Annotated in this window: 8 protein-coding genes and 11 pseudogenes; 8 read left to right on the top strand and 11 right to left on the bottom strand. The window is 59.0% G+C overall.

Annotation, left to right across the window (positions count from 1 at the left end; genetic code table 11):
- Window positions 1-68 precede the first annotated feature (68 nt).
- Window positions 69-308, bottom strand: a pseudogene (locus CES87_RS14560) (YebG family protein); the annotation flags it as partial.
- A 324-nt stretch (window positions 309-632) separates the two neighbouring features.
- Between CES87_RS14560 and CES87_RS14565 the strand changes: the two are divergent.
- Window positions 633-1,132 (top strand): annotated as a pseudogene (locus CES87_RS14565) (phosphate-starvation-inducible protein PsiE).
- Here CES87_RS14565 and CES87_RS14570 read toward each other — a convergent pair.
- Window positions 1,129-1,446, bottom strand: coding sequence for a DUF3509 domain-containing protein (locus tag CES87_RS14570; RefSeq protein WP_128606654.1), 318 nt, complete (start codon window positions 1,444-1,446; stop codon window positions 1,129-1,131). The pseudogene CES87_RS14565 and the gene CES87_RS14570 sit on opposite strands and share 4 nt — an antisense overlap.
- Window positions 1,447-1,754: 308 nt before the next feature.
- Window positions 1,755-3,130, bottom strand: a pseudogene (locus CES87_RS14575) (L-serine ammonia-lyase).
- A 135-nt stretch (window positions 3,131-3,265) separates the two neighbouring features.
- On the opposite strand from CES87_RS14575, the pseudogene CES87_RS14580 reads away from it, so the two are divergent.
- The 5 genes and pseudogenes from CES87_RS14580 to CES87_RS14600 all read left to right on the top strand — a co-directional run bounded on the left by CES87_RS14580 (window position 3,266) and on the right by CES87_RS14600 (window position 9,366).
- Window positions 3,266-4,212, top strand: a pseudogene (locus CES87_RS14580) (LysR substrate-binding domain-containing protein).
- A gap of 213 nt (window positions 4,213-4,425) precedes the next feature.
- Window positions 4,426-4,836 (top strand): HPF/RaiA family ribosome-associated protein, encoded by a 411-nt coding sequence (locus CES87_RS14585; protein WP_008054445.1) that lies wholly within the window; start codon window positions 4,426-4,428, stop codon window positions 4,834-4,836.
- Window positions 4,837-5,129: 293 nt separating this feature from the next.
- Complete coding sequence (locus CES87_RS14590; RefSeq protein ID WP_178081423.1) at window positions 5,130-5,717, top strand: RNA polymerase sigma factor; 588 nt, start codon at window positions 5,130-5,132, stop codon at window positions 5,715-5,717.
- Window positions 5,714-6,702 (top strand): annotated as a pseudogene (locus tag CES87_RS14595) (FecR domain-containing protein). The gene CES87_RS14590 and the pseudogene CES87_RS14595 overlap by 4 nt, the downstream one beginning before the upstream one ends.
- Before the next feature lie 236 nt (window positions 6,703-6,938).
- A pseudogene (locus CES87_RS14600) lies at window positions 6,939-9,366 on the top strand (TonB-dependent siderophore receptor).
- Between the two features lie 142 nt (window positions 9,367-9,508).
- Here CES87_RS14600 and CES87_RS14605 read toward each other — a convergent pair.
- Window positions 9,509-10,381, bottom strand: a pseudogene (locus CES87_RS14605) (helix-turn-helix domain-containing protein).
- 138 nt (window positions 10,382-10,519) lie between these two features.
- Between CES87_RS14605 and CES87_RS14610 the strand changes: the two are divergent.
- Window positions 10,520-11,422 carry a DMT family transporter gene (locus tag CES87_RS14610; protein WP_128606655.1) on the top strand — a complete coding sequence of 301 codons (903 nt, stop codon included), beginning with the start codon at window positions 10,520-10,522 and terminating at the stop codon, window positions 11,420-11,422.
- Between the two features lie 9 nt (window positions 11,423-11,431).
- Here the strand turns inward: CES87_RS14610 and CES87_RS14615 are convergent.
- Together CES87_RS14615 and CES87_RS14620 are read right to left on the bottom strand one after the other, a co-directional pair.
- Window positions 11,432-11,940: pseudogene (locus tag CES87_RS14615) on the bottom strand (DUF2165 family protein).
- A gap of 188 nt (window positions 11,941-12,128) precedes the next feature.
- A complete protein-coding gene (locus tag CES87_RS14620) occupies window positions 12,129-13,103 on the bottom strand; it encodes a D-glycerate dehydrogenase (RefSeq protein WP_128606656.1) in 975 nt (324 codons plus the stop codon).
- Between the two features lie 185 nt (window positions 13,104-13,288).
- On the opposite strand from CES87_RS14620, the gene CES87_RS14625 reads away from it, so the two are divergent.
- A complete protein-coding gene (locus tag CES87_RS14625) occupies window positions 13,289-13,546 on the top strand; it encodes a hypothetical protein (protein WP_128606657.1) in 258 nt (85 codons plus the stop codon).
- A 134-nt stretch (window positions 13,547-13,680) separates the two neighbouring features.
- On the opposite strand, the pseudogene CES87_RS14630 reads toward CES87_RS14625, so the two are convergent.
- The 5 genes and pseudogenes from CES87_RS14630 to CES87_RS14655 form a co-directional block, all read right to left on the bottom strand.
- Window positions 13,681-14,429: pseudogene (locus tag CES87_RS14630) on the bottom strand (YkgJ family cysteine cluster protein).
- A gap of 83 nt (window positions 14,430-14,512) precedes the next feature.
- Entirely contained in the window at window positions 14,513-14,839 is a 327-nt protein-coding gene (locus CES87_RS14635; RefSeq protein WP_128606658.1) for a hypothetical protein, read from the bottom strand.
- Between the two features lie 156 nt (window positions 14,840-14,995).
- Complete coding sequence (locus tag CES87_RS14640) at window positions 14,996-15,454, bottom strand: N-acetyltransferase (RefSeq protein ID WP_128606668.1); 459 nt, start codon at window positions 15,452-15,454, stop codon at window positions 14,996-14,998.
- Between the two features lie 27 nt (window positions 15,455-15,481).
- Window positions 15,482-16,383, bottom strand: a pseudogene (locus tag CES87_RS14645) (chemotaxis protein CheV).
- A 266-nt stretch (window positions 16,384-16,649) separates the two neighbouring features.
- A pseudogene (locus CES87_RS14655) lies at window positions 16,650-17,380 on the bottom strand (sigma 54-interacting transcriptional regulator); the annotation flags it as partial.

The raw sequence follows: 17,380 nt of genomic DNA on the forward strand, positions 1-17,380 counted from the left end.
TCAACGGCTGCCTCTTCAACAGGTGCTGCCACTTCAACCGGTTGCACGACTTCAACAGGCGCGGTGAGCAACTCGGACAAGGCGTCCGGCTGGCTCTTGAACGCCTTGGCGAACACATCGCGATTTTTTGCCATGTAGATCCCGGCTTCTTCCACTTGCTGCTCGGTCAGGGACGGAACGGCTTTGTGCAACACTTCAGCCAGCAACTCGGCCAGCTCGAGCATTTTGTCATGACGGTCAGCTTCGGCTTTATCCATGAACAAACGCTCCAGATCTCGGCTGCTGCGGTATACCACTTCGACGGCCATTCACCACCTCACATGCCTTCACATTTTGTTGTCTGATTCGGCTACTGTATTTATATACAGCGAAAAGGATAAGCGAATCGCTAGGGTTTGGGTAGTGGCTTTTTAATGTAGACCGGATTGGGGTTTGGCATTGGGAACGAGTCGTCACATTCGCGGGCAAGCCTCGCTCCTACAGCGAAGGCGTACTTCCCGGTCACCACCAACGTGTCTCATCCCACGTGGCCATCATCTCACCAATAAGCCACTGGCCTTGTTTCTGCATGCAGAACAACCGTCACGTCCAACCCGCATTATTCGGTCAAGCCGACCTAAGGAAGCATCATCGTGAAAATCAACTGGGCCGATAACCTGCGGCAAACCGTGCATGAACTGGCGGAGTCCCTGGGCAACCTGTTCGTCGAGACCTTTCACTACCTGGCACTGTTCGCCATTGGCGCCGTGACCGCGTGGGCAGCGGTGATGGAATTTCTCGGGATGATCGAAGCAGGACACATCAAGATCGATGACATCTTGCTGCTGTTCATCTACCTCGAACTGGGGGCGATGGTCGGGATTTACTTCAAGACCAACCACATGCCGGTGCGCTTCCTGATCTACGTGGCGATTACCGCGCTGACACGCCTGTTGATCTCCAACGTATCGCACCATAACCCGCCTGACCTTGGGATCATCTACCTGTGCGGGGGGATTCTGCTGCTTGCGTTTGCGATTCTGGTGGTGCGCTACGCTTCGTCGCATTTCCGTCGGTGAAGATTGACAACCCGCAGCGCAAGACCGGTGCGGGATCCAGTGAACATCCGGAAGTAGAAAAGGGCGAGATTTAAAGCCCCATGGCGGGTCGGGGCCGGCCCTTGACGGACGGTGGCGGCAGGTTGCGTGTGCCGCCATCGGTCATGGCTTCGAGGATGGCCACCGCGCTGTGGCCCTGTTCGATGGCGATGCCGAATTGAATGCTTTGCACCAGGCGTTTGAGGCGCTCGGTGTCATTGCGTTGTTCGGCACTGATCATGCGCTTTGCGACTACCCGGCCACTGTTGGACAGGGTCAGCATGATGCGGCCGTCCAGACCCTGAATGCTCAGGTTGATCTGATAATCCGCTGCAAAGGCATCGGTAATGAGCTGAAAGGGGTTGTCCATGATGCGTCACCGCCTGATTGAACGTGCAATTGTTGACCGGTCGATATCGGGGTTAGTTCGCAATACCAGACCATCGGCCATTCCGTGGCCAGATCGTCTTCAATGCTTGCAACAGGGGTGTAGCAAGGGGCATGCCGGATTAATTGTGGGACAATTTAATCCTGTAGGAGCGAGCCCTGCTCGCGATGGTCGTGAACGATAACGCGTAAAACCAGACAACCCGCGGCGCCCGTGGGTTTTTCGCGAGCAGGCTCGCTCCTACAAGTGCCCGTTTCAGGGCAATAAATATCGGCATGCCTTCAAACCGGTCAACACTCCACCCAGCTCACCGCCAGGCCGCCCCGTGACGTTTCTTTGTATTTGTCATGCATGTCGGCGCCGGTATCGCGCATTGTGCGGATCACCCGGTCCAGGGAAATGAAGTGTTTACCGTCACCGCGCAGGGCCATTTGCGTGGCATTGATTGCCTTCACCGCGGCAATCGCGTTGCGCTCGATGCACGGCACTTGCACCAGCCCGCCGACCGGGTCGCAGGTCAGGCCGAGGTTATGTTCCAGGCCGATTTCCGCGGCGTTTTCCAGTTGCTCCGGTGTGGCGCCCAGCACTTCTGCCAGACCAGCGGCGGCCATGGCGCAGGCCGAGCCGACTTCGCCCTGGCAACCGACCTCGGCACCGGAGATCGACGCGTTTTTCTTGCAGAGGATGCCGACGGCTGCCGCGCCCAAAAAGAACGCCACCACATCATCGTCCGACGCCTCCGGATTGAATTTCATGTAGTAGTGCAGCACCGCCGGAATGATCCCGCCGCGCCGTTGGTCGGAGCGGTAACCATGCGTCCACCGGCAGCATTTTCTTCGTTCACTGCGAGGGCGAACAGGTTGACCCACTCCATGGCCGACAGGGTCGAGGTGATGACGTTCGGCTTACCGATTTCCAACAGGCTGCGGTGCAATTTCGCCGCGCGACGCGGAACATTCAGGCCGCCGGGCAGGATGCCTTCGTGCTGCAGCCCTTGCTCGACGCACTCGCGCATCACCGACCAGATGTGCAGCAGGCCCTGACGGATTTCTTCGTCACTGCGCCAGGCCCGTTCGTTGGCCATCATCAATTCGGAAATCCGCAACCCGTGCTGGTTGCAGAGCTCAAGCAGTTCGACAGCGCTGGAGAAATCGTATGGCAACACTACGTCGTTGTCGGGGGCAATACCGGATTCGGCTTCGGCCGCTTCAATGATGAAACCGCCGCCGATCGAGTAGTAGGTTTGCTCGAACAACTCACCGGTTTCGCCGAAGGCTGTCAGAGACATGGCGTTGGGGTGGTAGGGCAAGCTCTCGTCAAGCAGCAGGAGATCGCGCGACCAGTCGAAGGCGATGGTCACCTGGCCGGCCAGGGACAATTCGGCGGTTTCGCGCAGGGTGTGGATTCGGCTGTCGATGGTGGTGGGATCGATGCGGTCCGGCCACTCACCCATCAAACCCATGACACAAGCGCGGTCGGTGGCGTGACCGACGCCGGTCGCCGACAGGGAGCCATAGAGTCGGATTTCTACTCGTCGCACGTCAGACACACAACCCTGATCGACCAGCGCCTGGGCGAAGGTCGCCGCAGCGCGCATCGGACCAACGGTATGCGAACTGGAAGGGCCGATACCGACTTTGAAGAGATCAAAAACACTGATAGCCATGCTAAAGCCTATTCCTGCAATGGAAGATGAATCGCTGCCATTTTTGTAGGACAAGCGCACTTTCAGCGATACTGCCAACATGGGTCCTACGTGACCAACGAAACTTCCTAAGACAGCCTTTAGCAGGACTAAACGATGAGTCGTCAATTGCATGCCCAGACTTATGTGTGGCTGCAGGTGTTTTCCTGCGCCGCCCGGCACTTGTCGTTCACCCGCTGCGCCGAAGAACTGCACATCACGCCGGGTGCGGTCAGCCAGCAAATTCGTCAACTGGAAGAGCGCCTGGGCTTTCGTCTGTTTCATCGGCGTGCCCGGGGCGTGGAGCTGAGCGCCGAAGGCCAGCGACTGGCCATCACCGTCAACGAGGCCTACGGCAGCATCGATGCAGAATTACGCAGACTGGACGCGGGCATGATCAGCGGGACCCTGCGGGTGCGTTCGATTCCGTCATTCCTGAGCAAATGGCTGACCCCGCGCCTGCCTCGCTTACAGCAGCGTTTTCCGGACATCCAATTGCGTCTGGTGGCTGAAGACAGCAGCGTGCCGTTACATGAGGGGGATTTCGATCTGGCCATCGACCTGAACGACGGCAGCTACCCGGACTGTTATCCACAGCCTTGCTCGATGAACAGATTTTTCCGGTCTGTGCACCGGGCCTGCTGCGCGGTCGTCCGCCGCTACATGGCCCCGCGGACCTAATGCATTTTCCATTGCTGCACGACATTACCGCCTGGCGCGGCAGTTACGAATACGCGGAATGGGAGTTCTATCTCAATGCCATCGGCTTCGAAGGCGCGGATGTGCGCCGAGGGCATACGTTCAACCGCAATCACCTGACCATCGAAGCGGCCATCGCCGGGATGGGCGTGGCGATTGCGCGGCGAACGCTGTTGAACGACGAGTTGGAGCGTGGGGCGTTGATCGTGCCGTTTGGCCTGGCGGTGCCCAATCACAAGCGCTACATGTTGCTCTATGCGCCGGGTGCGCTGAGCCATCCGGGCGTGCGTGCGGTGCATGACTGGCTGGTGGAAGAGGCGGGGATTTTTCGCGGCTTGCACCCGCTTGGGGAGCAGCAAATGTGAGAATTTGTGACAGAGGGGCGGGGCGAATCAACTCCCGACCTTAACAGCGCTTTTACCGGTTGTCCGGCTTTTTCTGCGATTACAAATTATCTTTTTTCAGGGGTTGAAATGTTCAGCGTACAGACCGATTGTGTAACCAAGAGGTCACGGTGATGACGCCCAAGGGCTTAGCTGACCGGCCTCTCGCGAGCTAGCTGAAATAAGGGATGAACTATGCAAATCCAAGTCAATAGCGATAACCATATTCAAAGCAGCATCCGACTGGAGGAGTGGGTACGAACCACCATTGAGAGCACGCTCGAACGTTATGAGGAGGACTTGACCCGAGTCGAGGTTCACCTGCGGGACGAGAACGGCGACAAGCCTGGTCCCCACGATTTACGCTGCCAACTGGAAGCGAGGCCAAAAGGCCACCAACCGATTTCTGTCACCCATAAAGCCGCCAGCCTGGAACTGGCGATCGATGGAGCTGCCGAGAAGCTCGAGCATGCGCTAGAACACTTGTTCGGCAAATTGCGCGGCAAACCACGCGCCGCCGTAGTGCCATTCGAGCGCAGGCCGCACGCCGATAAGCTGCTGGAAGAAGAGTTTCTTGAAAACGAACAGGCCGCCCAAAACGCTTGAAGCCTGATTTAACTTCCCAATGAAAACGGGCCTGCTTTGCAGGCCCGTTTTGTTTCCGGTATTCCCCAATTTCCTGTAGGAGCCGGCTTGCTGGTGATAGCGGTGTGTCCGTTGTCATCATTGTTGATAATGCGCCGCGATCGCCAGCAAGCCGGCTCCTACAGGGTCGAGCACTTGGCAGCATGCGGTGAGCAGATCTCATTCGACACTTTTGCGTATGAGAATATTTATCATTAATATTGCGCCCTTACTGGCCCCGTGATGTTCATATGGCCTGACCCAGTATTGAATCGATGATCAGCCATCCTCCCCAGCTCTGTGAAAAAGAACCCCGTGACATCGAGCGTGATGAACCGCGTGGCGACCGTGCGCATTTTCTCCAGGTATTCCTCTCGCAACGGTCGCAAATGGAAGCGCTGGTGAACCGCCGGGTTGGTTGCCGGGCGACGGCCGCGGACCTGGTGCAGGATTTGTTCCTGCGTTTCTGGCGGCGGCCGCTGGTGCAGGTCGAAGAGCTCAACACCTACCTGTTGCGCTGCGCCGGCAATATTGCCATCGACCATTTGCGCAGCGAAGGCACGCGGGCGCGGGCCAGTGAAGGCTTGATGGCGCAGCCGTCGGACAGCTTGGGCAGTGAGCCGCAAGCGGCGCTGGAGGCGGGTAACGATTTGCGGCATGTGGAAGCTGCATTGCGCGCGTTGCCCGAGCGCACGCGGCAGATCTTTTTGCTCAACCGTATCCATGGTCGCAAGTACGCCGAAATCGCCAAGGCCATGGGCCTGTCTCAAAGTGCCGTGGAAAAACATATGATGCGCGCGCTCGAGGCCTGCAAGGCCAGCCTGCGGGAATTGGAACCGCGTATGCCAGGGAAAGCACCGTGAACAATGTCCAATGCGTCACTCCGACGCCCGCTCAGGAGCAGGCCGCGCTGGCTTGGCTGAGTCTGTTGCATGACCAGCCGAGCAGTCGCGAACAGGCCGCCTTCAGCCAGTGGTTGCAGGCTGACCCAGCGCATGCCGAGGCTTACTCCCGTGCGCAAGTGCTCTGGGAATTGAGCGAAGTGCCTGCGCGTGCCCTGGCCGATGAGGACGCATTTGCCCTGCAGGGCTACCTCAACGCCATGAATCGCTCGCGCCGCAACAGCGTTCGGCGCTGGTCGGGTGCGCTGGCGATGGCCGCTTGTCTGGTGCTGATGATCAGTCTCGGCACCGATTGGCAGCCGTCGCGCTGGATTGATGACCTGGGCGCCGATTATGTCTCGGCACCGGGGGAAATTCGCACCGTCACGCTGGCCGATCAATCGCAAGTCACCCTCGACACCGACAGTGCCATCGCCGTGGATTTCAGTCGCGGTGAGCGGCATGTGCAGGTGCGTCGGGGTGCCGGCTTCTTTAGCGTGACCCACACCGGCGAGCCGTTTGTGGTCGACGCCGAAAAGGGCCAGGCACGGGTGCTGGGCACACAGTTCGAAGTGCGCCTGCAACCCCATGGCGCGCAGGTCACGGTGTTGTCCGGTCGGGTCGGGGTCACGGCGGATAAAAACGCCGCGCAACAAATCCTCACCGCTGGCCAGCAAGTGGCCTATGGCGAAGGCACGGCGCAACCGCTGCACGCGGTGGACAGCGAAGCGCAACTGGCGTGGCGCCAGGGTTGGCTTAACTACTACAAGGCGACGTTGGCCGATGTGGTACAGGATCTGGGGCGGTATTACCCGGGGCGGATCGTGTTGCTCAACGATGAACTGGCCAAGCGACGGGTCAGCGGCAGCTTTGCGAACAAGGACCCGCAGGCGGTATTGAGTTCGTTGCAGGGGTGTTGGGGTTTGAGCAGCATAGCGTTCTGGGGCATCTGATCATTTTGCGTTGATGCGGCCGGCCCTTTCGCGGGCAAGCCTCGCTCCTACAGGTTTGCGTCGAGCACAACATTGTGGATCCCCCAATTCTGTAGGAGCGAGGCTTGCCCGCGAAGACGTCAGCTCCGACACCTCATCCCCGGGCAAAAATATTTTCAACTTCTGCTGAGGTAAAACCAAACGCCATCCGTGTAGTGACTGAAACTGCGAGTCATTCGCATCCGTTGCGGTTCTACACAGGTCATGAGTCATGAAGTCCAGGGCAAAATCGGGTTCGGTCAAACGATGGTTGAGTGTTTCTGCGTTGAATTTTTCGGCTCTGGCGCTGTTGCCGCTGAGCGTGGCGATGGCCGCTGAGGCTGGCAGCAGTCAGCAACGCGAGCAGTTCAGTTTTTCGATGGCCGCCAAACCGCTACCCAGGCATTGAGCGATTTCAGCCGGGTGACCGGTATCAGCGTCGTCTACACCGATGAAGCGCCCTACGGTCTCAAAGCGCCGGCGCTTAGCGGTCAAATGAGCGCCGAACAGGCACTCCAGCGTTTGCTCAGCGGTTCGGGCTTCACCTTCCGTCGTACCGATAGCCACACCATGGCTCTGGAGCCGCTGCCCACCGAAGGGGCCTTGAACCTGGATGCGACCACCATCTCTTCAGTGATGGACCCATCTACGAGCTACAACCACCGCCCACCAGCTCGGTGATGCGCTCCTCGACTCCAATTCAGGAAATCCCGCAGACCGTCAACGTGGTCGCGGCACAGGTCATTCGCGATCAGGCGCCGCGCAATCTGGATGATGCACTGGCCAACGTCAGCGGCATTACCCAGGGCAACACGCTGGGCAGCACCCTGGATTCTGTGATGACCCGCGGTTTCGGCGACAACCGCAACGGTTCGATCATGCGTGACGGCATGCCGATCGTGCAGGGCCGTGGCATGAACGCCACGGTAGACCGGGTCGAAGTGCTTAAGGGACCGGCCTCGCTGCTCTACGGTATTCAAGACCCGGGCGGCGTGGTGAACATGGTCAGCAAAAAGCCTGAGCTTGAGCAGTACAACGCCTTGACCCTGCGCGGCTCGACCTATGGCGAAGGCAAGAACGGCAGCGGCGGCATGTTCGACAGCACCGGTGCGTTGGGGACTTCAGGGTTGGCCTATCGCATGGTGCTGGACCACGAAGACGAAGATTACTGGCGCAACTTCGGTGTTCATCGCGAGAGCCTGGTGGCGCCATCTCTGGCCTGGTTCGGCGAAAGCACCAAGTTGCTGTTTGCCTATGAGCACCGTGAATTTTTGACCCCGTTCGACCGTGGCACGGTGATCGACCCGCGTGATAACCATCCATTGGATATCTCGCGCAAAGAGCGCCTCGACGAACCCTTTAACGATTTGGAAGGGCGTTCGGACCTCTATCACTTCGAGGCCGATCACGAGCTCAACGACAACTGGAACGCCCACTTCGGCTACAGCTGGAACCGCGAAACCTACGACGCCAGCCAGGTGCGCGTGACCGCCATCGACACCAATAAAGGCACGCTGGCCCGCAGCATGGATGGCACGCAGAATGCGATCAGTACCGACCGCTTCACCACGGCGAGCCTGGAAGGCAACGTCGTTGTCGCGGGCATGCAGCATGACTTGGTGTTCGGTATCGATGACGAGTACCGCAAGATCTACCGCGCCGACCTGATCCGCCAGAAAAGCCTGACCACCTTCAGCTATCTCAACCCGGTGTACGGCCGTGAAGTCGAAGGCACCACCGTGAGCCCGGCCGACAGTGCCCAAACCGATTTGCTGCGCAGCGACTCAGTGTTTTTGCAGGACTCGATCCACCTCACTGACAAGTGGATTCTGGTGGCTGGCGGACGATTCCAGGAGTACGACCAGTACGCCGGCAAAGGCGTGCCATTCCATGCCAACACCGACAGCAACGGGCAGAAATGGGTGCCGCGGGCGGGTCTTGTGTATCGCTACACCGACGCGTTGTCGTTCTACGGCAGCTACACCCAATCTTTCAAACCGAACTCGACCATCGCGCCATTGAGTGGCAGCAATGTCGTGCTCGATGGCAGTGTCGCGCCGGAAGAAGCCAAGTCCTGGGAAATCGGCGCCAAGCTCGATCTGCCGGGGCGCGTAACGGGCAACGTCGCACTGTTCGACATCAAGAAGCGCAACGTGCTGATTGCCAACTCCGAAGGCCCGGTGACGATCTACAGTGCCGCCGGTGAAGTGCGTTCCCGTGGTCTGGAAGTGGATTTGAGCGGCCAGCTCACGGACCGCTGGAGCATGATCGGCAGCTACGCCTATACCGACGCCGAGGTGACTGAGGACCCGGACTACAAAGGCAATAAGCTGCAAAACGTGGCGAAGAACAGCGGCTCGCTTTCAGCCGTATACGACTTCGGCAGTATCATCGGCGGCGATCAACTGCGAGTCGGCGCGGGCGCGCGTTATGTCGGGGAGCGCGCGGGCAACGCGGTGAACGATTTCGACCTGCCGAGCTACACCGTCGCCGATGCGTTCGCCACCTACGACACCGAACTCGACGGGCAGAAGCTCAAGTTTCAGCTCAACGTGAAAAACCTGTTCGACCGCACCTACTACACCTCGGCGGCGAGTCGGCTCTTTGTGTCGATGGGGGATTCGCGGCAGGTGATGTTGTCCAGTACATTGGAGTTCTGATCGCAGACCGCGTTATCGTTCATCGCGGGCAAGCCCGCTCCCACAAGGATTAGCGGTGTTCACATATTTGGTGGCCAACCTCTTACCCTGTGGGAGCGGGCTTGCCCGCGAAGGCGATCTGACCGGCGCTGAAATCCCGGAATTAACGCAAAAACGCCTGCCGATACTCCCCGGCGTACCGCCCAATGTCTGTCGAAACCGATTGGTAAAATGACTGGCACTGGCAAACCCGCAAGCCAATGCAATGTCCCCAATGGCTGCGATGTCGAGCGCAGCAAATCCCGCGCCCGACTCAGCCGCCGCGCCAAAACATACTGATGCGGCGGCAAGCCGAAGCTCTCGCGGAACATCCGTGCGAAATGGTATTCCGACAACGCGCACAACGCCGCCAGTTTTCCCAGGCTGATGGCGTCGGCCAAATGGCCGTCGATGTATTCCACCAACAGCCGCCGTTGATGCGCTGCCAGACCACCCTTCAGGCGTAAGCCAGGACGATTGCTGACCTGGCTGAGCAGGGCATGGCTGAGCATCTCGTGGGCCAGGCTGCTGGTGAGCAGCCGCTCAGCCGGTTCATCCCAGTTGAGGTTGATCAACTGTCGAAAACGCAACGCTTGCTGCGGGTCATCCAGAAAGGTTTGCTCGCGCAGCTGCAATTCCCGGGGTTCACGATCGAGTAGCGTTACGCAGCCAAGGGCAAATTGTTCAGGGCTGAATACAGGTGAGCCAGGCGAATGTTGCCGTTGATTACCCAGCCTGACTGATGATCGGCTGGCAGGATGCACAGCTTGTCCGGGCCGCCCTTGGTGTCGGGCTGGTCGCGGCGAAAGGTGCCGGTGCCGCCGGCGATGTAGCACGACAGCGTGTGGTGGCTCGGCGCTTCGTAGTCCTGGGCGTCGTGATGGTTGCTCCACAAGGCTGCAGACAGGCCGTCACCGAGCTCGGCGCTGTGCTCCAGGCGAGCATTGGGCGAGCGGTTAAGGGCTTGAAAGACTTGTAGGGTTTCCAGTGCGGACATGTTCGCTGCTCTCTAACGCCTTGCATCCTACTCCGTAGGCCTTGGCCTGGCAGCCCGCCGCGCGACAAAAGCGCAAGTTTATGCAAGTGCGCCAAGGCTGTACGCAGGACACTGGGCACCTATCGAGGAGCCTTTGTCATGAACCTTTCGTTGTATCTGCTGACCGTGCTGATCTGGGGCACCACTTGGATTGCCCTGAAATGGCAGCTGGGCGTGGTGGCGATTCCCGTGTCGATCGTCTATCGCTTCGGCCTCGCCGCGCTGGTGCTGTTCGTGTTGCTGTTGCTCAGCCGAAAGCTGCAGGTGATGAACCGGCGCGGGCATCTGATTTGTCTGGCGCAGGGGTTGTGCCTGTTTTGCGTCAACTTCATGTGTTTCCTGACCGCCAGTCAGTGGATCCCCAGCGGTCTGGTTGCCGTGGTGTTTTCCACGGCGACCTTGTGGAACGCCCTCAATGCACGGGTGTTCTTCGGCCAGAAAATCGCCCGCAATGTGTTGATGGGCGGCGCGCTGGGCTTGCTTGGCCTGGGCCTGCTGTTCTGGCCTGAACTGGTCGGCCACACCACCAGCCCGCAGACCCTGCTCGGCCTGGGCCTGGCGCTGTGCGGCACCTTGTGTTTCTCGGCGGGCAACATGTTGTCGAGCCTGCAGCAGAAAGCCGGGCTCAGGCCGCTGACGACCAACGCCTGGGGCATGGCTTATGGCGCGGCAATGTTGTCGGCGTGGTGCCTGGTCAAGGGCATCCCGTTCGACGTGGAGTGGAATGCACGCTACATCGGTTCATTGCTGTACCTGGTCATTCCCGGCTCAGTGATCGGTTTCACCGCTTACCTGACGCTGGTCGGTCGCATGGGGCCGGAACGTGCCGCATATTGCACTGTGCTGTTCCCGGTGGTGGCGTTGAATGTCTCGGCGTTCGTCGAAGGCTACCAGTGGACTGCTCCAGCACTGGCGGGGTTGGTGATGGTGATGCTGGGGAACGTGCTGGTGTTCCGTAAACCCAGGCCAAGTGTGAGCCCGGTGGCGGGCAAGTTGGCATAAACAGGGCGTTTAGTTGTCCTTGGCCACCAACAGATAGATCAGGCCGAGGAACATGTATTCAATGTTGCTTCTCGCCCAGTCAAAGGCATTGCGCTGGGCGGAATACTCCATGTCGAACCATTCGTTGAGAATGATCACGTATAAAGTCTGGTAAACGAAAAGTGCGGTGCTGAAACCGATGATGGCGAACTTTTTGGCTTCGTGGAATTCACTGCGGGGGCGGAAAGTTTGCGATAGAGCTGATAAGTGCCGACCAGAAAACTGAAAGTGAAGATGATCTCCAGCGTGATGATTGCCCAGTAAAAACGGTGGTGGAAGATCGTGGAAGAGACCGCGCGGTAGCGCCTGGAATCATTGCCGACGGTATCGCTCATGCTGATGATTCGCCCGATGTAGTCGGAGTAGGCCGCGTAGTCGGTGAAGTTGTTGATCAGGGTCATGAGTCCGAATAGAGAGGCCATCAGGACGATGAGTATTTTGCTCCGCCTGATAACGCCGGCGGTGGTGAAGTTATTCATGCAAGTACGCTCCGAATACTGTTATTTCGTCGGAGTTTATAGCCGTTCCCTGCAAAGTAATCGGGCACTGAGTTGCAAGTTATGTCGTTACGACGTACCTGTAGGGGCTGCCGCAGGCTGCGATCTTTTGATCTTTTTTTAAGATCAAAAGATCGCAGCCTGCGGCAGCTCCTACAAGGAAATACGTTTTAACCTTTCCAGACCTGCGGATTGACCAGATCCTGCGGTCGCTCGCCCAGCAGGGCACTGCGCAAGTTGCTCAGGGCGCGGTTGGCCATCGCCTCACGGGTTTCATTAGTGGCCGAGCCGATGTGCGGCAGGGTCACGGCGTTTTTTAGTTGGAACAGTGGCGACTCGGCCAGCGGTTCTTTTTCGTACACATCCAGCCCTGCACCACGAATCCGGTTGCTTTGCAGCGCTTCGATCAGTGCCGGCTCATCCACCACCGGGCCGCGGGCGATGTTCACCAGGATCGCGCTCGGCTTCATCAACGCCAGTTCGCGATGGCTGATCAGGTGCTTGGTCTTCTCGCTGAGCGGCACCACCAGGCAGACGAAGTCGGCTTCGGCCAGCAGTTGATCAAGGGTGCGCAACTGCGCGCCGAGCTCATGTTCCAGCGCGGTCTTGCGGCTGTTGCCGCTGTAGATGACCGGCATGTTGAAACCCAGGCGACCACGACGGGCGATGGCCGCACCGATGTTGCCCATGCCGACGATACCCAGGGTTTTGCCGTGGACATCGCAACCGAACAACGGCGCGCCGACAGTGGCTTGCCATTGACCGGCCTTGGTCCAGGCATCGAGTTCGGCCACGCGTCGGGCACTGCTCATCAACAAGGCAAAGGCCAGGTCGGCGGTGCTTTCGGTGAGCACGTCGGGCGTGTTGGTCAGCATGATCCCGCGTTCGCTGAGGTAGGCGACGTCATAGTTGTCGTAGCCCACCGAGACGCTGGAGACCACTTCCAGTTTGGCGGCGTTCTCCAGTTGCGCACGACCGAGCTTACGACCGACGCCGATCAAGCCGTGGGCGTGGGGCAAGGCTTCATTGAACTGGGCATTGATGTCGCCGTTTTTCGGATTCGGCACGATGACGTCGAAGTCTTGTTGCAGGCGTTCGACCATTTCAGGCGTGACGCGGCTGAAAGCGAGGACGGTTTTTTTCATGGAGGCGGGCTCTTCGGGCGCAGGAGAATGCTTAGCAAGCTACAAGTTTCTAGCGACAAGCCGCAAGTCTAAAGCTTTTAACTTCAAGCTTGCTGCTTGAAGCTTGTAGCTGCTGTTCCGTTATACTCCCGCCTTTCGCGGCTCGCTGACCGAGCCCGACATATTACGCATCACCCGGAGCTTTCATGACTTCCCCGAAACAACCGCCGGTCGCCGACGCCTTGAGCGACGAGCAGGCAGAGCTGCCAGACAGCGTCGACTCCAGCGCGGACAGCGAAACCCAAGCCGCGATCCCGGCATTCAAATTTCCATTCAAACCGGGTGAACTGGCGGGCGCCAAAGGCTCCAACCAGCCGTGGTACAAGAACGGCGCCAAGAACGGTCACACCAAGACGCCGGGCATGGCGCCGCCGGGGACTCGGCGGTCGATGGGCAAGCGTTAAGATCCATATTTTGCGGTGACAATTCTGCCATCTTCGCGAGCAAGCCCGCTCCCACATTTGAACCGTGTTCGCAGAACAAATGTGGGAGCGGGCTTGCTCGCGAAGAGGCCCTCACAGGCACCGAATCCTTCGGATCAAGCCGCCCGCAACGAAATAAACGCATAGTTCGCCGGCTCACCCGTCACCACCTGCGCACCCGCCGCCACTACCTGCCCGGCAATATCCTCACTCGATACATGGAACAGCCATTCGCTACTCCACTGCGGCAACGTCTGCCCGGTCAATTCATCAATGATCGTGGCGAACTCGTTCATGTCCGGCAGATAAGCGGTAAACCCATCGCCCTTCAGCGCTGTCGTCCGAATCCCCATTAACGCGCAGATTGCATCCTTCATCAGGATGTCATCGCGATCCGCCTGACGGGAACGCTGGATCAATTGCGATAGCTCCCGGTCGACCAGTTCACCGCCGACAATCAACTCCGGTCCGTTTTCCCACGACTCGGGCGGACATTCCTTCAAGGCGGTGTTCAGGGGATGTGCGGATTGATTTCCATCGGGTAGATGCGGCACACCAGCGGCCGACGTTCATAGATGCGGCAGCGGTTGTCTTCGTCAAGATTCCGGCAGGCACCGACGTTGTAAGCGGCGAATGTAATGGCGACCAAGGCCTCTGCGTCGGCGCTGCGAACCACCGCAGAACGTCGTTCGGCGTGTTCACGTTGCTGTGCTGGCAGGCCCAGGCCGTTGCTCAGGAAGGCCTCTACCAGCACGATAACTTGACCGCCGTCGGCTGCCCACATGCGGGCTTCGGGCAGGGTCAGGGAGACATGGTGATCATTGCAGCATTTGCCACAGCCTACGCAGGAAAACGTCGTATTCATTGAGCGGTCAGTCGCATCCGAGGGCATGAAACGGCGACAGAATGTCGCCGCAAAGGCCGCTATCGAAGCAAGTTATGCGCCACTCACTGTGCCTTGGCGGTCGGGCGGATGGAGTCCCATTCGGTGACATACGCGGTTTTGCTTTGTTTGTTGTAGAGGCACAACTCGGTGCCTTGCGCGCCTTTCATGTGTTTTTGCGGATACTGACCTTGCAGCAGGAGTGCGGTGTAGCCGACTCGGTCATCGAACTGCGCGGCGTTGCCGACAGGCTTGGCATTCTTCAGGCCACTGGCCTTGGTGCAACTGGCGACTACGGCTTTGTCGTAGGCGGCCCAGGCGTCGGGGCTGGAGGCGTGGGCTTGGGTGGCGAGGGCGGTGAGGCAGAGGAGGGTGAGGGTTGCGGCTTTCATTGATCAGGAATCCTTGGGCGGGAGTAGCCAAGATATGAGTATGCCTGATGGTTTGATAGGGGAATCGATAGCCTCTTCGCGAGCAAGCCCGCTCCCACATTTGGCCCGTGTTCGCAGAACAAATGTGGGAGCGGGCTTGCTCGCGAAAGCGGTGTATCAGGCTGGAACCGGTTCCCGGCGGACCACATACATCCCGACACTTTCATACAATCGCCGCGCCCGCAGGTTGTCTTCCAGAACCTTCAAATCGACAAATCCTTCACGGCGCTGCTGAAACACTTTGAATGCATGCAACAGCAACGCGCGACCCAGACCTTGTCGCTGAGCCCTTGGATGCACCACCAGATCTTTGATGTAGGCACTGGTCCAGCACTGGCAAACAGCGACCACGCCTTCGGCATCCAGGGCAATGAAGCACAGGTCGGGATCGTATTCAGGATCTGTTTCAAATCGTTGTTGCCAGACGCTCAACGCCGCCACCCGACCGCCGCCGTCGCGATAACCCAGTTCCATCAATTGATGCACGGCAGTGGTAAGTTCAAGGCGGTAGTGGGTCAATTGAATGCCGGTTGGCCAGCGGTGGGCCGGCACAACTTCAGCGAGGTCGCGCCGCATCAGCCAGCAATAGTCCTCTTCCAAGACTCAATGACCTTGTTCGGCCACAGCCTTGGCCGCGTCGATGAGGCATTTGGTCAGCTCCGGCGAAGAGAACTTGGTCAGCACTCCATTCGCACCAGCCAGACGCGCTTTTTCGCTGTTCATCGCACTGTCCAGCGAGGTATGAAGCAATACATAGAGATGCGCGAAGTCCGGGGTTTCGCGCAGGGTGCGGGTGAAGGCATAGCCGTCCATCTCGGACATTTCGATGTCAGAGACGATCAAGTTGATCTGCTGCGCGGTGCCTTGCAGGTCCAGCAAGCAATCGATGGCTTCCTTGGCACTGCGCGCGGTGTGGCATTGCAGGCCGAGATTGCGCAGGGTGTGCACCGATTGCTGCAGGGCGACCTGGCTGTCATCGACCACCAGAATTCGCGCGTTACCCAGCACTTCGGCATCTTCCATGCTCAGTTCGGTCGGTGCCATGTCGATCTGCACCGGAGCGATGCCATGGATGACTTTTTCGATGTCGAGCACCTGCACCAGGGTCCCATCGACCGAGGTCACGCCGGTGATGTACGAACGCACGCCGCCGGAACCAAGGGCGGTGGACGGATGTCGGTGGTCAGGCAGTGGACGATCTTGCTCACCGCCTGAACGTGCAAGCCCTGCTTGGAGCGGCTGACGTCGGTGACGATCAGGCAGCCGCCGTTCGGATCTTCCAGTGGGCGCTCGCCGATGGCGCGGCTGAGGTCGATCACCGACAGCGAGGCACCGCGCAATGTGGCGATGCCTTTTACGTGGGGGTGTGACTCCGGCAGCTTGGTCAGCGGCGGGCAGGGAATGATTTCACTGACTTTTAACAGGTTGATCGCCATCAACTTGCCACTGCGCAAGGTGAACAGCAGAAGCGAAAGTGAATCTGCGCGGGCTTTGGTGGAGGACATAAAACCTTCTTTGGAAAAGGTGGCGGGCGACCGCGAAGATCGCCAACAGCTATCAATGCCGGGTTATCGACTTATATGGGGCAGGCTTTAGAGATATTCGGCCGCCAAGTCTGCGAATGCGTTCCCTGTAGCAGCTGCCGAAGGTTGCGTCCGGCTGCGAAGCAGTCGTAAATCCTGAACCCTCGGTGCATCAGATTCAACGCGGTGAATGGTTTGGCGAGGACTGCGCCCTCGAACGCAGCCTTCGGCAGCTGCTACAGGGTTCTTCACTTCATACCTAATCGCTTGGCCATCCGCCCAAGATTCGCCCGATCCAGTCCCAACTCCCGCGCTGCACTGGCCCAATTGTTGTGATGCCGTTCCAGGCACGCACCAATCAACTGCCGCTGATAATTCTCGGTGGCTTCGCGCAAGTCCCCGTCACCAACGCCACCGCGGCCGCAACCGGTTGCTCGGCGGTGACTTCAACACTGCCATCGGGCAGGTCCAGGTCGGCTGCACTCAAGCTGAGAATTTTCGGCCGTTCCTTGCAGTTGCCCAAGGCCTTCAAGGCACTACGGCCGATCAAGTGTTCCAGTTCCCGCACGTTGCCGGGCCAACCGTATGCCAGCAAAGCAACCTGGGCGTCGCTGTTCAGGCGCAAGCTGTTGAGACCCATACGCGAGCGGTTCTGCTCCAGGAAGTATCCGCTGAGCAGCAGCACATCGCGGCCACGATCACGCAGGGCCGGCACTAATAACGGGTAAACACTGAGGCGGTGATAAAAGTCGGCGCGGTAACGACCACTGCGCACTTCTTCGGCCAGATCTCGGTTGGTCGCCGCAATCAGCCGCACGTCGACCTGATGCTCCTTGTCCGAACCCAGGCGCTGCAGCTGACCGCTTTGCAGCACGCGCAGCAATTTGGCTTGCACCGTCAGCGACAGTTCGCCGACTTCATCGAGGAACAGCGTACCGCCATTGGCCAGTTCAAATTTGCCGCGTCGGTCATTCAAACG

Origin of the sequence: Pseudomonas sp. ERMR1:02 (genome assembly GCF_002277815.1) — a bacterium.
Classification (GTDB): Bacteria; Pseudomonadota; Gammaproteobacteria; order Pseudomonadales; family Pseudomonadaceae; genus Aquipseudomonas.